This is a genomic window from Marinobacter sp., from assembly GCF_040882185.1.
Classification (GTDB): Bacteria; Pseudomonadota; Gammaproteobacteria; order Pseudomonadales; family Oleiphilaceae; genus Marinobacter.
In genome coordinates this window covers 56,912-76,621 of record NZ_JBBEBW010000005.1, presented here as the reverse complement: position 1 = coordinate 76,621, position 19,710 = coordinate 56,912, and the positions used below count along the sequence as shown (strand labels likewise).

Here is a 19,710-nt window from a genome sequence, read left to right as displayed (position 1 = left end):
GATTAATCACGTAGCGAAGTACGATGATCGCGCCGGGGTGGATGCGGAAATTGTCAGAGATGATGATTGCGGTATGGCAATGAGATGTCAGCAGGCGCGTTTAAGCCGCGAAAAGGTTGCCGGAGCGACACCTATGAAGGCGGCGAGCTGAAAATCGGGCACCCGTCTGATCAGTTCCGGGTACTCGCGCACCAAAATCGCATAACGTTCAGTGGCCGAGAGTGTCTGCTTTTGAAATTCCCGCATGGTGGAGAGCTCGGCCAGTTCTTCAATCAGCGCCAACGCAAACCCAGCCCAGCGGTCTCCGCTACATGCTTGAATGCTGGCACGAAAAGCGCGGAAGTTAGCCACCCACAGCGTGCAGTGAGTAACGGATGTCAGGCAAAGGGTGTTCCTTACCGTGCGGGTGCGGCCAAACACCGGCCAGATTATGTCGCCTTCGGTAAAAAAGTGATGGATGGCTACTTTGCCAGCCACGGTTTCACGAAAAAGCCTGAGTACTCCGTGTTGGGTCAGATACACATTTAGCCATGGGCGCTGATGTTTTTCGAGTATGGTTTCAGGCCCGAGGGTGGTTTTTTGGAACAGACCCGCGACGGCGCTCAAAAACCGGTAGTCCGGATCGTCTTTGCTGTCGGGCAACCGGAGGCCAAATACCCGGCTCAGGCTGTTGAGCAACCCGTGGAATTCGCTAGCGGGTAGCGGCACTGACAGATCACTGTCAGATTGCCCCAGTAGACAAGGCGCTGAGGCCAAAGCCTGACGGGTCTTGGATTTTGGTTCAGCCATGGAGTCAGCACTCATGGGGATCCTGGGTTCTTTGCTTTGGAAAGGATTATTTCACGAGCCAGCCGCTGTGCAAAATGACCTGGATCATTTTGTCATAATGACATTACCAACCATTACGCCATTACTGCCAGGCACTGCTTACACGTAGCGATTTGTGCGACACTACCGTTATTCGTCAAACGCCGGAGTGGGAGCACCCGTTCTCAGGCAATACTCCGCATGACTTCAAGGGTTCTCATGGAACAGGAATGGTTATTGGCTTTCTTCTCTACACCCGAATTCGGCCTTCTTTCAGTTGGCTTGTTGCTGGTTGTTTTGGTCGTGGCTGTCATTGCGCTGCAAATGAGCCGGCGCCAGACGCTCCTCCAGCATGAGCTGAAGCAGCGCGTTGCAACGCTCTGGCAAGAGATGGATGAGCTGCGTGTGCAGCAGTTCAATGAATCCGAAATCCCGTCCGGCAACTCTGGCAGCCCATTGCCAGCAGAGCAGTTTCTGCTCGAAAAAGCGGCGTTGGAGAAGGTCTGGCCGTTGGTCTGGGGGCTGCACGACAAACTTGGCAGCTTTTTGCGTGCGGTCGAAAGCAATGAGCCGACCGGCGACACCCGGGTAAGTGCGCGTAACGCAGCCCTTGAAGCCCGGAAAACGGTCAATGGACTACGCCCCTTCCTGAATGCGGAAGTCGATGACCTGCTGACCCGGTTGATTGATACTGAAATCAAGGCGCACCTGGCGGCCTGTCAGTACATGGATATGCAACAAGGTGGTCTTTCTGTGGCTGGCGATGATGAGAGTTCCCGACACGCATCGCGGCAGAAATTCCGTCTGCTTCACGAAGGCGATGCCAAGGATTTACTGAATCATCTGGTCGAGGTTATGCGTCGTCGTATGGTGCGGTCGTAATCAGACCGCTTTTGATGGATTGTACGGCATTCCGGACACTGTCCGGTGCACAAGACAGATAAATCTGTTTCCCCCAAATCCTGCCAAAACAAGTGTTTCCTGCTGTATTGAACCCTGCGCCGTTATGGTTGTCCGGATTTCCGGATAAGCAGGGTATCGATGCCTGGGCGCTTTCCCGTAACACATTGTTTTACATGGAAGAGAAAGGTTGGCACAGGAAGCGCATAAGTATTCCTTCGGGCACCAGCCAGCTTCGCTTGATCTGTGCGTTGTAGTCGGCCAAGCCATCATTACCAACAAAAACAATGACTGAAGGAAGGAAGCCATGATGAAGATCCGAGCTCCGCTCGCGATTCTGGCAGGGACATGCGTTGTCCTTGGCCTGACCGCCTGCAACGACAGCAACAACAATGCCGATAAATCTCCTCTCAACGAGCGCCCCGATTTTGTCAGTGGTGACGTTCAGGTTACTGCTTACAATGGTATCAATAATGATCTCCTGACTGCGGGCCTGGGTGCCAGCGGTTTGGCGTCAGCCAGTGCTCCTGCTTTCGACGACGCCCTTAATCCCACCGTCGAAGAACTCCGTACCCTGGCGATTTACAGTAACTACCGAGCCCTGGTGGACACCTCGGATGGCGGTGGCTACGGTGACCTGTTTGGCCCCCAAGTGGATGCTCCTGATGCTGAAGGCAAAATATCGGGAGCTGAATACCTCGCCTTCATGACGGTGCCCGGAGCGGTGCCGGTGACTGTTATGGTGCAGGTTCCGGAAACTTTTGATCCTCAGAACGCCTGTATGGTGACGGCACCTTCCTCCGGCTCCCGTGGTATCTACGGTGCCATTGGTACGGCTGGAGAGTGGGGTCTGAAAAAAGGCTGTGCGGTGGTCTACACCGATAAAGGTTCCGGCACCGGTTCTCACAATCTGGCAGCCAATACCGCGCAAACCCTGACCGGCCAGCTGACGGCTGACGAGTCTGTGGCCAGTCAGTTCCGTGCCGATCTTGATGCGACAGAGCGCGAGAATTTCTACACCCAGTTCCATGACCGGTTTGCCTTCAAGCACGCCCATTCCAAGGCCAACCCGGAAGCCGACTGGGGGTTGCATGTGCTGCAATCCATTGAATTCGGGTTCTACATCCTGAATGAGCAATTTGGTGAAGAAAGTGACGATGGCCGCCGGGTAACGGTTACCCCTGAGAACACGCTGGTGATCGCTTCCAGTGTTTCCAACGGCGGGGGCGCGTCGGTACGGGCGGCGGAACAGGACACCAAAGGTCTGATTGATGGGGTGGCGGTATCCGAGCCCAACGTCAATCCGGTGGTGGATACCGGCTTTACGATTCGTCAGGGCAGCGGGCCGGTAATCACGAAGCATAGCCGCAGTCTGCTGGATTACACCACAGCGCTGGCGGTGTATCAGGGGTGTGCTAACCGGGCGCCAGAAATTCGCGATGTCGCCCCGTTGAACGCACTGAACGTCGTGACGACGAATGAGAATATTTGCACCTCACTGTCCGATAAAGGCTTGATCACAGGTGTGGATGTGGATGAGCGCGCGCAAGCGGCCCAGCGCATTCTGAATGAAGATTTCGGCATCCAGCCGGAGCAGAATCTGCTCGCGCCGAGCCATTTCGGCCTGGCAGTAGCCCAGAGCATATCCATGACTTACGCCAACGCCTACGGGCGGTTCGGGGTGGAAGATCGGCTTTGTGGGCTCAGCATGGCCGCAACGAACCCCAGCACGGGTGAGGTTGCAGTCCTGAGTGATGCGCAAGAAGCTGCGCTGTTCGGCGTCAGCAACGGTATACCTCCGACCGGCGGAGTTAATCTGGTTTTTGACGACGCAGGTCAGGGAGTACCGACCAACCTGCCAGTCAGCAGTTCGCCGAGTACCGGAATGGTGGATTACGGGCTCGACGCTCTGTTGTGTCTGCGGGCACTGGCGGATGGTCGGGACCCTGAAACCTTAGACCCTTTGACCGGCGAGGCTGCGGACAACGCCGCTCGTATTGCCGAGGGTATTGAAGCCATTCGCGCCACCGGCGATCTACAAGGCAAACCCGCGATCTTTGTGACCGGTCGCTCGGATGCCATCCTGCCCATCAACCATACATCCAGACCCTACTATGGCCTGAATCAGCGAGTCGAAGGCGCGAACAGCGAACTGCACTACTATGAAGTGCTTAACGCCCAGCACCTGGACTTATTGAATGGATTCCCAGGGTTCAATGAACTCTATATCCCGCTACACCGCTACTACTTCCAGGCGCTCGATCTGATGTACGATCACCTCAAAACTGGCGCTGAACTGCCCCCGAGTCAGGTGGTCAGAACGGTGCCCAGGGGTGCTGGCGCGCCAGCGCTGACGGAGACCAATGTGCCACCGGTTGCGGCGAATCCCGACAGTGGAGACCTGATTGTCTTCGAGAGTAACCAGTTGCGGATTCCCGACTAACGCTGTTTGACACCCAAACCTGCGTGATCATCTATACTGGCGTGACCAGATAGCCGGATCGCGCAGTCATACCCTATCAGATGGGAGACCATCACTGAGCGTGACCCATGAAACACGTGATACCAAACGGTAAACCGTTCATGACCCAACTTTTCACCCACAGGGACAAATCGGGTCTTACCCGGGACCTGATTGAAGCCCTGTTCCCCATGTTTGAGCAGGCCAGCGCCGGTGCCATTACGGTGGACAGGCAAGCTCGCATTACCTGGATCAATCACAGCTATGCTGCCCTGCTGGGCGTCAAAAATCCGGAATCTGTGGTTGGCAAGCCGGTTCAGCTCGTCATACCTCACACCCGGATGCCGGAAGTGGTGCAGTCTGGCAACCCGCTGTTGCTGGATATCATGGAACATGAAACCCAACAGCTGGTGGTAACCCGGCTACCTTATTTTGATGATGACGGTACTGTTATCGGAGCCGTTGCGTTCGTGTTATACGATGACCTCCAGCCTCTCACACCATTGGTCAGCAAGTATCGACGGCTGCACCAGGATTTGGTGGCAGCCCGTAAGGCCCTGGCGCGCCAGGTTCGCGGTACCCGCTACAGTCTTGGGGATTTCGTTGGCGCCAGTCCTGCCGCTCTGGAAGTCAAGCGCCGGGCGCGTCTGGCAGCCGGTCGTGATATGCCGGTGTTGCTGCTGGGGGAAACCGGCACCGGCAAGGAAGTGTTGGCGCAAGCGATTCATACGGTATCCGGCCGTGCCGACCGCCCCTTCGTGGGAGTGAATGTAGCGGCCGTGCCGGAGAATCTGCTGGAGGCTGAATTCTTCGGCGTAGCCCCGGGCGCCTATACCGGCGCGGATCGACGAGCCCGGGAAGGCAAATTTCAGCTGGCCAACGGAGGCACGCTGTTTCTTGATGAAGTCGGAGACATGCCACTCACCCTGCAAGCCAAATTACTCCGGGCTTTGCAGGAAGGCGAGATAGAACCGCTGGGGTCCAATAAGGTCCAGAAGGTAGACGTCAGGCTGATTGCGGCTACCAGTCGCAATCTCGAAGCCATGATAGCCGAGGGCAATTTCCGCTCTGATCTGTATTACCGGCTCAATGTGCTGGAAATTCCCATCCCTCCTTTGCGAGACCGGTTGCCGGACCTCGGTATTCTCTGTGAAGCGATTCTCGAAGACGTCTGTCAGGGGCTGGACTTGCGGGGAGAAATTACCGATACCGCGGTCTCGGCGCTGAGTAGTTATGATTGGCCTGGCAACGTGCGAGAGCTGCGTAACGTGCTGGAACGTGCCCTCACCATGGGGGAAGACTCTGGAATACTGGATGCCGATGCTATTTTCAAGGTGCTGCCCCGCAGCGGTAACCGGCCGACTTCTTCGTTGGTGCCGCAGCCGGTGCGGCCCCTGGCCAAAACCCTGGCCGACGCAGAGGCGCAGGCGATCGAGGAAGCACTGGTGGCAAGCCGGGGCAACCGGACCCGGGCAGCGAAGCTGTTGGGTATCTCCCGCTCTGTTCTCTATGAGAAGTTGGCGAAAATGTCCTAACTTCAGGACATTTGTCCGGTTATCAGTACAATCCCCTACGACTGATGGCTATATACGTCCGGATGTTCGGACTATTCATTGGACTCCGTGTCTTTGGAAAATCTCATCCAATTGATAAATATGCGAAAATTACGGTTGGCACAGTGTCTGCTATATCCAAGATGCAGGACGTCAGAACAACGCAGAAAACAAGGCTGGCGCTTTCACTGGACCCAAAGTTAATCTTGTCTGTCTCGTTTCCTGCGATATCTGACTACACTCTGATAAGGCCGGTCGGGAAAACTCCTGTGCGGCCGAATACAACAACAATGCTAGGAGACTTGCCAATGAAATTCTTCAAGGCCCTTACCGGTATCGCCGGTGCGATCGCCCTGACTACCGGATCGGCGTTCGCGGATGACCTGCGCTGGAAAATGCCGGTCGCCTTCGCCACCAATCTGCCCGGCCTGGGTTCCCCCGGCGCCTGGGTTGCCGAAAACCTCACCACCGCTTCCGATGGCAGCATCCAGGTTCGTGTCTATGAGCCCGGCAAGCTGGTTCCGCCTTTCGATATCCTGCAGTCGGTTTCCGATGGCAAGGTTGAAGCAGGTTACACCTGGATCGGATACGATCAGGGCAAGGTACCTGCGATTCCCCTGTTTGCGGCTGTTCCCTTTGGCATGAAGCCCTGGGCTTACACGGCCTGGTATTACTATGGTGGCGGCCATGAAATGCTGCAGGAAGTCTATGCCAACAAGGGCTTCGATGTGCACGCCCAGTTGTGCGGGATCATCGGGCCTGAAACAGCGGGCTGGTATTCGAAACCAATCGAAACACTGGAAGACTATAAAGGCCTGAAGATTCGCTTCGCGGGTCTGGGCGGCAAGGTTCTGGAAGAACTGGGAGCCTCCGTTACCATGATGCCAGGTGGTGAGCTTTACCAGGCGCTGGAGAAAGGCACCATTGACGCGACTGAATTCTCGATGCCTGCTATCGACCAACTCCTCGGCTTTGATCAGGTGGTCAAGTACAACCTGTTCCCCGGCTGGCACCAGCAGTTTACCGCCCAGTACATGCTGATCAACAAGGACGAGTGGAACAAAACCACGGACGCACAGAAAGCGCTGGTTGATGCTTCCTGTACCGCTGCAACCACTCTCGGCCTGGCCGAAGGTGAGTACAAGAACGGTGCCGTTCTGGCGGGCTTCCAGGAAAAGGGCGTCCAGGCTGATCAGATTCCCCGTGAGGTCCTGAAGGAGCTGAAAGCGGTCACTGATAAGGTGATGGAGCAAGAATCTGCAAAAGATGCTGACTTCAAGCGCGTCTATGAAAGCCAGAGCGAGTTCATGGAATCCTACAAAGTGTGGGATTCACGGGCCTATGTTCCGTCGGACCTGTAAGGCCAGGGGCCGACCCCGAGTCACCGGATAAATACCCGGTGGTCTCTAACCAAGTCAGGATGGCCCTTCGGGGCCATCCTTGTTTCGCAATCGGCATTCTGAGCGAGGAACTGCTGTATGACGGTGTCTGGTAAAGGCTCACCGCAGAGTGGGCGGGCATCGGTGTCCGACACCGACAATATTCTCCATCATCACACGGAGTTACCCACAACCTGGATCAGCCAGGGTGTGGACCGTGTGATTTCCGCGATCGGCAAGAGTGCATCCTGGCTCTGGGTTGTGATAACCGGGGTTATCATCTATGCCGTCGTTGGCCGCTATGCCTTTGACGTCGGCTCTGTGACGTTGGAAGAGGTTCAGTGGCACCTGGCTGGCGCGGGATGGTTGTTGGGGTTGGCCTACACCCTGGTGGTTGATGGCCACGTGAGAGTGGATGTCATCCATGAGCGCCTGTCGCTCCGGGGCCAGGGCTGGGTTGAACTGTTTGGTCTTGTGTTCCTGTTGCTACCGTTTCTCGGGCTGGCAGTCTGGGAAATGTTCCCCTACGCCTACAGCTCTTGGTTGCAGGGTGAAACCAGTCAGGCACCGGCCGGTCTTCCATACCGGTGGGCTCTGAAGTTCGTTCTGGCAGTGTCCTTTGTCCTGCTCGCTCTGGCCGCACTATCCCGCTTGCTGAAAGTAACCGCACTGCTTTTTGGCTTTCCGAAGCCCATCCGGATCGAGACCGGAAATAACAAGAAAGAGGATGCATCCTGATGGAGCTTGAAACGCTTTTTGTAATCGGCATGTTCCTGACATTCGGGGCGCTGCTGATGACCGGCTATCCGGTCGCCTGGGTGCTCGGTGGTACCGCTGTAATCTGGACCCTCGTTGGTGTAGTTGCCGTCGAAAACTTCGGCGCTAACCTGTGGTTCGACTACCAGTCTTCCATGGGGCTCGTCCCAGAGCGAATATGGGACATCGTTAACAGCGAAACCCTCGTTGCTCTGCCTATGTTCATCTTCATGGGCATCATGCTCGATCAGTCCGGCGTCGCCGAAAAACTGATGAACAGTATGGTGAAACTCTTCGGCGCGGTCCGTGGTGGATATGCGGTAACCGTGGTTGTTATTGGCGTATTGCTGGCAGCCACTACCGGTATTATCGGGGCGTCCGTGGTACTGCTGGGCATGCTCTCCCTGCCGGTGATGATGGAGAACAAGTACGACAAGGGCTTTGCGGTGGGTACGGCCTGTGCCACCGGTACCCTGGGGATCCTGATCCCGCCGTCGATCATGCTGGTGCTGATGGCAGACCGGCTGGCGGTGCCAGAGGCATCCGTGGGCGATCTGTTCATGGGCGCGTTCCTTCCCGGGCTGCTTCTGGGTGCCATGTACGTCGCCTATGTGATGATACGTCCCCTGATGCAGCCGCACATCGCGCCGGTGCCCGAGGGCACGGTGAAAGTAACCTGGAGCATTGTCTGGGAAGTGGCCAAGGCAGTGGTGCCTACGGCTGCGCTGATTCTTGGCGTGTTGGGTTCTATTTTTGCCGGTATCGCCACACCCACGGAAGCGTCCGGTGTGGGTGCCCTTGGCGCCTTGCTGCTGGCCCTGATGTCGGGGCGTCTGAGTGTGAAAGTGCTAAATTCCTCGGTGCAGCAGACAACGCGCACGGCGGCGTTTATTTTTGCCATTTTCCTGGGTGCAACCGCGTTTTCCGTCGTGCTACGGGGGCTTGGTGGCGACCAGGTCATTGAAGATGCATTGCTGGGGCTGCCCTTCGGGCCTTACGGCGTGGTATTGACCATTCTGTTCGCGGTATTCCTGCTGGGCTTCTTCCTGGATTGGGTTGAAATCACCCTTATTATTTTGCCGCTGGTGGCACCAGTGGTTCAAACGCTTGGCTTTGATCTGGTGTGGTTTACCATCCTCTTTGCCATGTGCCTGCAGACGTCGTTCCTGACGCCGCCAGTGGGGTTTGCACTGTTTTACATCAAGGGTGTGGCGCCGCCGGAAATCGACGTGATGGACATCTACAAGGGCGTCATACCCTTCATCATTATTCAACTGGTGGCTCTGGTAATCGTGTTCCTGGTGCCCGAAATTGCGACCTGGCTGCCCAGCGTGGCTTACGACTAAGGAGAAAATAAAATGCGTCTAGAAAACCGGATTGCCCTGATCACCGGGGCGGGGCGCGGAATCGGCCGAGCCATTGCCGAACAGTATGGTCGTGAGGGCGCCCGGGTTGCCGTGGCCGACCTCACCCTTGAGAGTGCCCAGGAAGCCGTTGAGGCTATCCAGCAGGCTGGCGGCACCGCTATGGCCCTGGCCATGGATGTCACTAACGAGAAAGCTGTTGAGGAGGGGGTGAAGGCCATTGTGGACGAATGGGGTCGTCTGGACATCGCGATAGCGAACGCAGGTATCCAGCATATTGATCCGGTCCACAACCTGGCCTACGCCGATTGGTGCAAGGTGCTCGATGTGCACCTCAACGGCGCTTTTCTGGTCACTCGTGCTGCGCTCAACGAGATGTACAAGACTGGTAGCGGCTGCATGCTGTATATGGGGTCGGTTCACTCGATGACCGCATCGCCGCTGAAATCGCCCTACGTCACCGCCAAGCATGGCTTGCTTGGTCTGTGCCGGGCGGTCGCGAAAGAAGGTGCGGAACACGGAGTCAGTAGCAACATCATTTGTCCCGGGTTTGTCCGAACCCCACTGGTGGAAAAGCAGATACCAGAACAGGCAAAAGAGCTCGGGATCTCGGAGGAAGAAGTGATTCGCGACGTGATGCTTAAGCATACGGTGGATGGCAAATTTACTACACTGGAAGATGTCGCCGAGGTGGCCGTGCACCTGGCCGCATTTCCTTCGGCGGCCCTGACCGGGCAGTCAATCGTGGTGAGCCACGGCTGGCACATGCAATAGGAGCAATTGATGGAAAACGCAGAGCAGGCCCCGGTGGTCTGGAATCCGACAGACGATATTCTTCGCAACAGCCAAATGGGGCAGTATCAGCGTTGGCTCGAAGCACAGGGTAAAGGCCCGTTTGCCGACTTTCACGCGCTCCATAAGTGGTCGATCACCGAACTCGAGTCATTCTGGCAAAGTATCTGGGACTACTGCGGGTTGCGTTGTGATACTCCCGCGGAGCGGGTGCTGGGCGAGCGTTCCATGCCGGGGGCCGAATGGTTCCCGGGAATGCGGCTGAATTTTGCTGGCAACCTGTTGCGTCTGGCAGAGGGCAATGGTGCAAACGTTGAAGCCATCGTCGCTCACTGTGAGACCCGGCCAGTGTTACGCCGCAGCTACGGTGAGTTAAAATCCGACGTGGGTGCCCTGGAAGCTTTTTTACGTGGCAACGGTATCAAACAAGGTGATCGGGTTGCGGGTGTGGTCACCAATGGTTATGAAGCCATGGTGGGCATGCTGGCGGCCACCAGCCTGGGTGCGATCTGGAGTTCGGCATCACCGGATTTTGGTATCGGCGCCATTCTTGACCGGTTCGGCCAGATCCAGCCAACCGCGTTAATTGTGGTCAATGGGTATGGTTATGGCGGCAAGGTTTTCGCCCGTCAGGCGGATTTTGAACAACTGGTGGCGGGCCTTGATAGTCTTCGTTGCGTGGTAAGCGTGCAGCAACTTCCGGATGAGCCTGCCCTGGCCGGCCCGCTGGTAACCCCCTGGGAGGCTGCGTTGGCGGAAGGCGCTGGCCAGGCGCCATCGTTTACCCCGCTGCCGCCGGACCAACCGGTGTACATCCTGTATTCCTCCGGCACTACGGGCAAACCCAAGTGCATCGTTCACGGCGCAGTGGGTTTGCTGGTCAACCATGCCAAAGAGATGATGCTCCACGGCGACGTGGGCCCCGGTGACCGGTTTCTCTATTTCACCACTTGTGGTTGGATGATGTGGAACTGGCAGGCCTCTGCCCTGCTGACCGGAGCTACCGTGGTCACTGTTGACGGTTCGCCGGGTTATCCGAGCCTCAACAGTTTGTGGGAGCGGGTTGCTGAGGAGAAAGTGACGCATTTTGGTACCAGCGCACGGTTTCTTGCAGGCTGCCGAAAAGCCGAACTGACCCCGGCGACCAGTCTCGATCTTGAGTCCCTTAGAGTGCTGTTCTCCACCGGTTCGCCCCTGTTGCCGGAAGATTATGACTGGGTTTATTCAGCCGGGGCACCGAACGTGCTGCTGGGTTCGATCGCCGGAGGTACGGATATCTGTGGCTGTTTTGTCGGCTGCACGCCGACGTTGCCGGTGCGTCGGGGAGAAATTCAGTGTCCGTTACTGGGTGTAGATGCGGTGGCCTTTGATGAAGAAGGCAAAGCCCTCGACGGTGGTCGTGGAGAGCTGGTCTGTCGGCAACCGCTGCCTTCCATGCCGGTCAGTTTCTGGGACGATCCTGACGGTGCACGTTTCCAGAGTGCGTATTTTGAGACCTTTCCCGGCGTCTGGGCCCACGGCGACTTTATTCGGTTTACTGAACATGGCGGCGCAGTGATCTATGGCCGGTCTGATGCCACCCTCAATCCTGGTGGTGTGCGTATTGGCACCGCGGAAATATACCGTCAGGTCGAGACCGAGGCCGCGATAAAAGACAGCCTGGTGGTCGGGCGGCAGATTGAGGGTGATGTTGAGGTCGTGTTATTGGTGGTGCCCGCCAGCGGGGACTCGCTCAGTGACGACGTCATCAAGAACCTGAAGGTCCGTATTCGGGAGGGTGCCAGCCCCCGCCATGTGCCGCGACACGTGTTGGTGGTCAAGGATATTCCCTATACCCGAAGTGGAAAAAAAGTCGAGCTGGCGGTTGCCAGACTGTTGAATGGCGCCGCCCGCAGTGACAACCGCGACGCCCTGGCTAACCCGGAAGCACTGGACGCTATTCAGGGTACGCTGCAGGCCGCCGGGTTGCTGGCAGCAAAGGAAGCCTGAGTCAGCCACGGCAGGCAGAGACGCGTAACATTCTCCGGACGACTAACCGCGCCCGGGGAATGCTGCGGTTCTTTCCATCATCTTTTGAAACTGGCATTTACAGGAAAAGAGTTAATATTTTTGTAGTGGGATTCGTAAAATTCCTGAGACTTTAGACTAATATCCTAATCAAGATGGGCCAAAAACTGGTATCTTTACTCTCTTCTCATAAGTTCGTAATCAGTCCGTGCTTAACTCTGATGTTCACAAGACGCCAGAGAATGTGCTGACCGTCCTGAACTCACACCTTGCCAGAGGACGAAAATGCCTACTTCTAATTCCAAGACCAAAATCATCTACACGCTGACGGACGAGGCGCCCGCACTTGCGACACGTTCCCTTCTGCCGATTCTGGAAACTTACGCCAAGCCCGCGGGCATAGAGTTCGGAACCAGTGACATCTCCCTGGCAGCCCGTATTCTGGCGACGTTCCCCGAGCACCTGGAAGAAGACCAGAAAGTGCCGGATGCCCTGGCCGAGCTGGGGGACTACACCAAGAGCCCGGAAGCCAACATCATCAAGCTGCCCAACATCAGCGCGTCCATTCCCCAGTTGCAGGCAGCGATCAAGGAGCTCCGGTCTCAGGGCTATAAGGTTCCGCAATACAAAGAGAACGCTCAGAGCGACGAAGAAAGAGACGCGAAGGCCCGTTATGCCAAGGTGCTCGGTAGTGCCGTTAACCCTGTACTGCGGGAAGGCAACTCTGACCGGCGCGCGCCCGCTGCCGTCAAAGCCTTTGCCCGTAAATACCCACATACCATGGGTGAGTGGAGCCCGGCGTCGCGCACTCATGTTGCCCACATGCGCGGTGGCGATTTTTACTCCAATGAACAGTCGTTGACCCTCGACAAGGCGACCAACGCGCGGATTGTGTTTGAGAATGCCAAAGGTGAGCAGACCATTCTGAAAGCCGAACTCCCGCTACTGGAAGGGGAAGTGCTCGATGGCATGTTCATGAGCTGTAAGGCGCTGCGCAAGTTCTTTGAAGATGCGCTGGATGACTGTCAGAACAGCGGTGTGATGTTTTCATTACACGTCAAAGCAACCATGATGAAAATCTCCCACCCGATTGTGTTCGGTCACGCGGTGAAGATTTTCTACAAGGAATTGTTCGACAAATATGGCGACCTGTTCGATGAGTTGGGCGTAAATGCCAACAACGGCTTGTCTAGCGTGCTTGAAAAGATCAAGACGTTGCCGGAGTCCAAGCAGGAAGAAATCCAGGAGGAGTTGCACGCCTGCTACGAGCACCGTCCTGAGCTAGCGATGGTGGATTCCGTCAAGGGCATCACCAACCTGCACGTACCGAGCGACGTCATCGTAGACGCATCCATGCCTGCCATGATCCGTAACTCCGGTAAAATGTGGGCCCGGGATGGCAAGCTGAAAGACACCAAGGCGGTGATGCCGGAGAGCACCTACGCCACGATCTATCAGGAAGTGATCAACTTCTGCAAGACCCACGGCGCTTTCGATCCGACCACCATGGGTACAGTGCCGAACGTAGGCCTGATGGCGCAGAAAGCGGAAGAGTATGGCTCCCACGACAAGACCTTCGAGATTCCTGAAGACGGCACAGTCCGGATTATTGACGAAGACGGCAACACTCTGACGGAACACAAGGTTGAAAAAGGCGACATCTGGCGTGCCTGCCAAACCAAGGACCTGCCGATCCGTGACTGGGTCAAGCTCGCAGTCAATCGCGCCCGCTCCTCTGGAACGCCAGCGCTGTTCTGGCTGGATGACGAGCGTCCCCATGATGCCGAACTGATCAAGAAAGTTGAGATGTATCTTCAGGATCACGACACCTCGGATGTCAACATGCTGATCAAGTCTCCGGTACGGGCTATCCGCTGGACCATGGAGCGTTTGATCCGTGGCCTCGACACTATCTCTGTCACGGGTAACGTGCTGCGGGATTACCTGACCGATCTGTTCCCGATCTTGGAACTGGGCACCAGCGCCAAGATGCTTTCCATCGTGCCTTTGTTGAAAGGCGGTGGTTTATATGAAACAGGCGCTGGCGGTTCTGCACCCAAGCACGTACAGCAACTGCTGCAAGAGAACCATCTGCGTTGGGATTCGCTGGGTGAATTCCTCGCCATTGCGGTGTCCCTTGAAGAGCTGGGCGAAAAACAGAGCAACCTGCGCGCCCGTCTGTTGGGCCAGACTCTGGACAAGGCCACCGAGCGGCTGTTGGAAAATAACCAGTCTCCCTCGCGCGTGACCGGCGAGCTTGATAACCGCGGCAGTCATTTTCATCTCGCCCGTTATTGGGCTGAGGCACTGGCAAACCAGGACGAAGATAAGGATTTGAAAACTTTCTTCAGCAAGCTTTCGGAGCAACTTGAGTCCAACAAGGACAGGATTCTGGAAGAGATGAGCGTGATCCAGGGTCAGCCAGCGGATATTGGCGGGTACTACCATCCTTCAACGGAAAAGGTCTGCAAGATTATGCAGCCGAGCGAGACTTTCAACAAAATTCTCGCGGAAGCCCGTGATCAGGTGAAGTAACCTGACCTGAGTAGAAAGCCCGGCTGGCCCCTGGCCCGCCGGGCTTTTTTTGGTTATGGCTTTGGGTCTGTCAGAGGGTGTTCGTATAACAGTCTGCCTGCATCCGGGTTGTTAAATCAGAGCTGCTGGAGGTGAGCGAACTGGCCGTTGGTCAGGCGGGCGAGATCATCGGGAGTAAGCTCAAGTTCAAGACCCCGGCGCCCCGCGCTGACAAACACGGTCTCAAACTGCCGGGCTGAACTGTCGATAACGGTTCGCAGCGGCCGCTTTTGCCCCAGTGGGCTGACACCTCCAAGCACATAACCCGAAGAACGTTGAACGCTGTTTTTATCCGCCATGGCGGCTTTCTTGCCGCCAATAGCGTGGGCCGCCAGCTTCATACTCAACGTTGAAGACACGGGCAGCACAGCCACCAGCATTTCCCCGACGTCGACTGTCACAACCAGTGTCTTGAACACCCGCCCAGGCTCCAATCCGAGCTTTTCCGCGGCCTCCAGACCAAAGGACTCGGCGGCGGAATCATGCTCGTATTTGTGAATTTTGTGGCTGACCCCGGCGTTTGTCGCAGCGTTAATGGCGGGTGTCATCACATGGTCTCCCTGCATGATGGAGTGGTTCGGAAATTATAGAACAACGTCGCCAAATCAGGAATTACAGAGTGTATAAAGGATTGAAACCTCGACCTATCCACTACATCTGGCTAAGGTTAGGACAGACGTAATCGAACTTCGCTCAAGGTTTGCTCACTGACGATACGTGCCCCATTGGATCAAGGCTCAAGAGACAGTTGTAGATGCTTAATGTAAACGGTCGACGTACCAGCCCATTCTGGCGATCCCTCTGGGTAGTGTTGAGCTATTTGATAGCTGGCCTGATGTGGATCATGGTTTCCGATGTGGCTGTCGAGCGTTGGGTAGACAATGCCGATGAGCTCGGTGATGTGCAGACCTATAAGGGCGGGGCCTTCATTTTCGTAACCGCGCTAGTGCTGTTTTTTTCGCTGCGACGCCAGTTCAGGCATGATCGTACCCAATTATCCCTGCAGAACCATCAACGAGAAGAAATTCAGCTGCTCAGCCAGTTTCAACAAAACGTGATTGATAACGCTAGCATCTGGATTAACGTTTTGGATCCCCAGTCCCGGGTGCTTCTCTGGAACAAGGCTGCTGAGAAGATCAGTGGGTACTCGGAGCAGGAGTTGCAGGGCAAGGGTGATATCTGGGAATGGCTGTACCCTGATGAGTCATACCGGTCGACGATCCAGGATATCGTCGTGGAAATATTGGCGGGGGTGCGGGAGGTGGATGATTTTGAGACGAGCATCCGGACCCGCAGTGGTGAAGAGCGCCTGATGCGCTGGAACTCCCGCTGTTTCCATAACGAAGCCGGCGTGTTGGTGGGCGCTATCGCGATTGGTCTCGACGTCACAGACAGTCGAAGGGCGCAGGAGAGTCTGAAGGATCGGGAGCGGCAGCTCACCACGCTCATGGATAATCTACCCGGCATGGCTTATCGCTGCCTGTACGATGAATTCTGGACCATGAAGTTTGTCTCCAGCGGATGCCGGGAACTGACTGGCTACGAGCCGGACGCGTTAATAGACAACCGCGACATCGCATTTGCGGGTCTGATGTATTACGAGGATAACCAGAGAACTGTGCAATTGGTGGAAGAAGCGATCGGTTCGGCTGAGGCGTTTTCACTCGAATACCAGCTGGTCCGGAAAGACGGCCAGGTGATTTGGGTCTGGGAGCGCGGTCGGGCCGTGGAGGATGGTGACGACCTGATGCTTGAAGGTATCATTCTGGATGTCACGGACCGTAAAATTCTCGAACAGGAGCTGTCCGAGCTTGCCGCTCATGACACCCTTACAGGTTTGTTTAACCGGCGGGAGATGAATCGTCTGTTGTCGGAGGAAGTCAGCCGGGCAGCGCGTTATAACCGGCGCCTTGCGTTGCTGTGGATCGACATTGACCATTTCAAACAGGTAAACGACCAGTATGGCCATCCAGCGGGTGATGCGGTTCTCACTGCCGTGTGCAAGCGACTGTCGCAAGGGATTCGTAGTGTCGATGCGTTTGGGCGTTACGGTGGCGAAGAGTTTATGATTTTGCTGCCGGAGATGGATGGCGCGGAAGCCTGGGAGGCGGCTGAGCGGCTGCGCCAGCTGGTGGCGGAGTATCCGGTTGCGCTGGAAGGAGTGGCCGATGTCAGGCTAACCGTTAGCATCGGCATCGCGGTTTTCCCACACCATGGCCAGACCGCAGATGCGCTCAATGATATGGCGGATAAAGCCATGTACCGGGCCAAGGAAAACGGTCGCAATCAGGTTTGTGTGGCGCAAGCCACTGAAGGCGAAAACACTGAAACCGAGAGAACAATAATTTGATCATCCAATACTATGACGCCAAGGTGTAACCTGATGAACCGACTTGCCCGCCGCGCTCTGAATACCTGTGCCGTGCCCCAGGATCTGGACTCCATTACATGTTGGGACCAGGCGGGCGAACATCCGGCCGTTGTTGGCGTCAGTGAAGAGTCTGTTAACGCCATCTGGAGAAGTGTGGAGCGGCTATACCAGACTGGTACACACCCGGGAATGCAGCTTTCAGTCCGCCACCGGGGTGAGCAGATCCTGCATCGGTCGATCGGCCACGCTGCCGGTAACGGTCCGCGGGATAACCCGGACGCGGTCAAAGTGCCGATGACGACCGAAACCCCGGTCTGTTATTTCTCCGCCTCCAAAGCGGTAACCGCCCTGCTGATCCACATTCTGGTAGAACAGGGTCGAGTCAATCTGCTGGACCCGGTATCCTATTATTGTCCGGAGTTTGCCCAGGGTGGCAAGCGCACGATTACCATTCACCAGATACTGTCCCACCGTGGCGGAATTCCGGCTATTCCCCGGGGCACGCCCATTGATGTGCTTTGGCAAAAAGAAGAAATCTGGCGCCTGCTTTGCGAAGCGGAACCGGTGGAGGTAGACGGTACGCGGGTGGCCTATCACGCCATTACCGGCGGTTACGTGTTGCAGCGGGTACTTGAGAAGGTGACCGGAGAGTCGATTGAAGCCTTTCTCGATACTCATATCCGCCAGCCCATGGGAATGAAATGGTTCACCTACGGGATTTCGCCAGCCCAGGTCCATGAATTGGCCCTTACCTATGCTACGGGCCCTACTCCGCGCTTCCCGGTTTCCTGGATTGTAAACCGGGCGCTGGGGGGCGACATACGAACCGTTGAGCAAGTAGTCAACGACCCCCGGTTTCAGGAGGCTGTTATACCTGCGGGGAACCTGTGCGGCACTGCCGAGGAGATGGGTCGGTTCTTCCAGATGATGCTTAACGGCGGGGTCTGGGAGGGCAAGCGGATTTGTGACCCGATGACCATCCGGCGTGCCATTCAGCAATACGGCTCCCTTCAGATAGACCGCACCATGATGATTCCCATGCGATTTAGCGCGGGCCTGATGCTGGGCGGTAACCCGGTCGGGCTCTGGGGTCAGAAAAGTCGGCACGCGTTTGGCCACGTGGGGCTGATCAATAAATTCTGTTGGGCGGATTCGGCCCGTGATATTTCGGTGAGCCTGTTGAATACAGGCTTACCGATATTTGCCCATCAGATACCCGCGCTGGCCCGGTTTGTTTATACTGTCTGTCGCGAGTTTCCGCTCAGGCCGGAAAATCAGAGACCCCTGGTGGCGGCGTGATCAGACCGTACGGAGCTGCTCTTCAAGAATGCCGAGTACTGAGGAAAGGATGTCTCTGAAATCGGTCAGGGTTTGCGTACGCTGGATGACTTCCTCCCGGAAGTCGTCCAGACGTTCGAGTTTGGGGACCACTCTCCGGATACCTTCGGTGATGACTTCGTAAGGGTAATGGTGATCCATCACACTCAGCTTGTTTAGCTCTGCCACTTCCTGGCTGAAAATGCTGATGATGTCGTAGAGCATGTCCTTGTGGGCAATGGTCCCGGCCTCCCAATACGCATCGTCCAGCAACTCCAGTAAAGAAAGATACTCTCTTAGCGTGTCCGCGACGGAGGTCTGGTGCATACGTTTCCCCTTCGATTATGTGATCTTTCAGGGAACTATAGCAGGGCCTGGAGCGTCGGGTAGCCAGGGCCTCAATCGTGATAGTATGAATATCTGTTCATGTTTATTGCGTTTTGTCTGACGGTCATGCAGAATTCTCCGCTTCGAATTGGCTAACAGGGCAGTACCAGTTCAAAAAGGACAACTCAATGGATGAGACCAGTATGGATACGCGCCTCGACACTTGGCCTTCTGGCTATACCCCTGTAAATCTTGACCAGCACGACAGTGTTCGTTCCCACGTTTATCATCGTCTCAGTGTTGAAGTTGCCCGACTTGAACGCCGCATCGAGTCACTTCGTCTGACCAAAGCACCTCATGCCGCCATTATCATTGCCACTTACGAGCGCATGATCGAACGCAAAAAAGGCTTTATGAACAAGTGGGGCATGGAAGACCGCAGGGCTCTGTGAACATTCAGGGCCCCAGGCCTCCTTGCCGGACTTAAACACCGCATCATGCGACTTGGCGGGCAATCCAGGAGTTGTAGCGGTTGGCCAACGCTTTTACATAGCGAGCCTCCGCGCCATCGGGATTGCCCAATACGCCCTTCAGAATCCAGCCACGTTCATAGACACCCAGTACCCGCTGTTCATCATCGAGGTTAACCCGCTGGTTCAGCTTCTTGCAGATCGCATCCAGCAAAGGCAGTTTCTCCGGACGGCGGACGGGACCGGTTCGTTGAGGTCCGGGCTGGTTTGCTGCTCGTGCGGTGGCTTGTCTTCTCATGATCATCTCCTCGTCGTTTTGCGACTGCAAAAACCAAAAAACCCCGGAACCTGATGCGCCGGGGTTAATCGCGAGAAGCGTACCCGGTCGCTCATAGGCTCCCGGGCATTGACCGAAAGCCGTTAGTTATCGATAGCCATTACCGGCATACGCTGACCAATCTGGCCGGGCGCTTTTCGGTAAATTGTCTGGTAACTCAAATGTCTGAACGGGTTTATCGTCATCTATAAAATCTCGGGTCTCATTTAACTTAAAAAATAGTGTATCGCCTGATCGGGTGTTTGAAAATAGCGGAACCTTTGCTTACACCACACCTATTCAGTGTCCTCTTAAT

At 56.0% G+C, this 19,710-nt stretch carries 16 protein-coding genes; 12 read left to right on the top strand and 4 right to left on the bottom strand.

The features are described from left to right. Window positions 1-87: 87 nt before the first annotated feature. Complete coding sequence (locus WEB64_RS04840) at window positions 88-789, bottom strand: Crp/Fnr family transcriptional regulator (protein WP_368065521.1); 702 nt, start codon at window positions 787-789, stop codon at window positions 88-90. 219 nt (window positions 790-1,008) lie between these two features. Between WEB64_RS04840 and WEB64_RS04835 the strand changes: the two genes are divergently transcribed. The 9 genes from WEB64_RS04835 to WEB64_RS04795 all read left to right on the top strand — a co-directional run bounded on the left by WEB64_RS04835 (window position 1,009) and on the right by WEB64_RS04795 (window position 14,554). Continuing rightward, window positions 1,009-1,689 carry a hypothetical protein gene (locus tag WEB64_RS04835; RefSeq protein WP_368057595.1) on the top strand — a complete coding sequence of 227 codons (681 nt, stop codon included), beginning with the start codon at window positions 1,009-1,011 and terminating at the stop codon, window positions 1,687-1,689. Between the two features lie 325 nt (window positions 1,690-2,014). Further along, the gene (locus tag WEB64_RS04830) at window positions 2,015-4,150 is read left to right on the top strand and encodes a 3-hydroxybutyrate oligomer hydrolase family protein (protein WP_368057593.1); all 2,136 of its coding nucleotides are present in this window, start codon (window positions 2,015-2,017) and stop codon (window positions 4,148-4,150) included. Window positions 4,151-4,290: 140 nt separating this feature from the next. Beyond that, window positions 4,291-5,703 carry a sigma-54 interaction domain-containing protein gene (locus WEB64_RS04825; protein WP_368057591.1) on the top strand — a complete coding sequence of 471 codons (1,413 nt, stop codon included), beginning with the start codon at window positions 4,291-4,293 and terminating at the stop codon, window positions 5,701-5,703. A gap of 326 nt (window positions 5,704-6,029) precedes the next feature. Continuing rightward, complete coding sequence (locus WEB64_RS04820) at window positions 6,030-7,082, top strand: TRAP transporter substrate-binding protein (protein WP_368057589.1); 1,053 nt, start codon at window positions 6,030-6,032, stop codon at window positions 7,080-7,082. Between the two features lie 117 nt (window positions 7,083-7,199). Beyond that, window positions 7,200-7,838 (top strand): TRAP transporter small permease subunit, encoded by a 639-nt coding sequence (locus WEB64_RS04815; protein ID WP_368057587.1) that lies wholly within the window; start codon window positions 7,200-7,202, stop codon window positions 7,836-7,838. Continuing rightward, complete coding sequence (locus WEB64_RS04810) at window positions 7,838-9,202, top strand: TRAP transporter large permease subunit (RefSeq protein WP_368057585.1); 1,365 nt, start codon at window positions 7,838-7,840, stop codon at window positions 9,200-9,202. The genes WEB64_RS04815 and WEB64_RS04810 overlap by 1 nt, the downstream gene beginning before the upstream one ends. A gap of 12 nt (window positions 9,203-9,214) precedes the next feature. Beyond that, a complete protein-coding gene (locus tag WEB64_RS04805; protein ID WP_368057583.1) occupies window positions 9,215-9,994 on the top strand; it encodes a 3-hydroxybutyrate dehydrogenase in 780 nt (259 codons plus the stop codon). A 9-nt stretch (window positions 9,995-10,003) separates the two neighbouring features. Beyond that, the gene (locus tag WEB64_RS04800) at window positions 10,004-12,001 is read left to right on the top strand and encodes an acetoacetate--CoA ligase (RefSeq protein WP_368057581.1); all 1,998 of its coding nucleotides are present in this window, start codon (window positions 10,004-10,006) and stop codon (window positions 11,999-12,001) included. Between the two features lie 303 nt (window positions 12,002-12,304). Continuing rightward, a complete protein-coding gene (locus WEB64_RS04795; RefSeq protein ID WP_368057579.1) occupies window positions 12,305-14,554 on the top strand; it encodes an NADP-dependent isocitrate dehydrogenase in 2,250 nt (749 codons plus the stop codon). 116 nt (window positions 14,555-14,670) lie between these two features. On the opposite strand, the gene ybaK is transcribed toward WEB64_RS04795, so the two are convergent. Next, on the bottom strand, window positions 14,671-15,141 hold the full coding sequence (ybaK, locus tag WEB64_RS04790; protein WP_368057577.1) for a Cys-tRNA(Pro) deacylase: 471 nt from the start codon (window positions 15,139-15,141) through the stop codon (window positions 14,671-14,673). Between the two features lie 206 nt (window positions 15,142-15,347). On the opposite strand from ybaK, the gene WEB64_RS04785 reads away from it, so the two are divergent. Both WEB64_RS04785 and WEB64_RS04780 read left to right on the top strand, forming a co-directional pair. Continuing rightward, window positions 15,348-16,943: a diguanylate cyclase gene (locus tag WEB64_RS04785; RefSeq protein WP_368057575.1), complete on the top strand. Its 1,596-nt coding sequence runs from the start codon at window positions 15,348-15,350 to the stop codon at window positions 16,941-16,943. Between the two features lie 33 nt (window positions 16,944-16,976). Continuing rightward, entirely contained in the window at window positions 16,977-18,263 is a 1,287-nt protein-coding gene (locus tag WEB64_RS04780) for a serine hydrolase domain-containing protein (protein WP_368057573.1), read from the top strand. Here the strand turns inward: WEB64_RS04780 and WEB64_RS04775 are convergent, their stop codons facing one another. Continuing rightward, the gene (locus WEB64_RS04775) at window positions 18,264-18,608 is read right to left on the bottom strand and encodes a hypothetical protein (RefSeq protein WP_368057571.1); all 345 of its coding nucleotides are present in this window, start codon (window positions 18,606-18,608) and stop codon (window positions 18,264-18,266) included. A 188-nt stretch (window positions 18,609-18,796) separates the two neighbouring features. Here WEB64_RS04775 and WEB64_RS04770 point away from each other — a divergent pair, with 188 nt between their 5' ends. After that, window positions 18,797-19,060, top strand: a complete 264-nt coding sequence (locus tag WEB64_RS04770; protein WP_368057569.1) for a hypothetical protein — start codon at window positions 18,797-18,799, stop codon at window positions 19,058-19,060. Between the two features lie 43 nt (window positions 19,061-19,103). Here WEB64_RS04770 and WEB64_RS04765 read toward each other — a convergent pair whose 3' ends face one another. Next, entirely contained in the window at window positions 19,104-19,376 is a 273-nt protein-coding gene (locus tag WEB64_RS04765; RefSeq protein WP_368057567.1) for a hypothetical protein, read from the bottom strand. Window positions 19,377-19,710 lie beyond the last annotated feature (334 nt).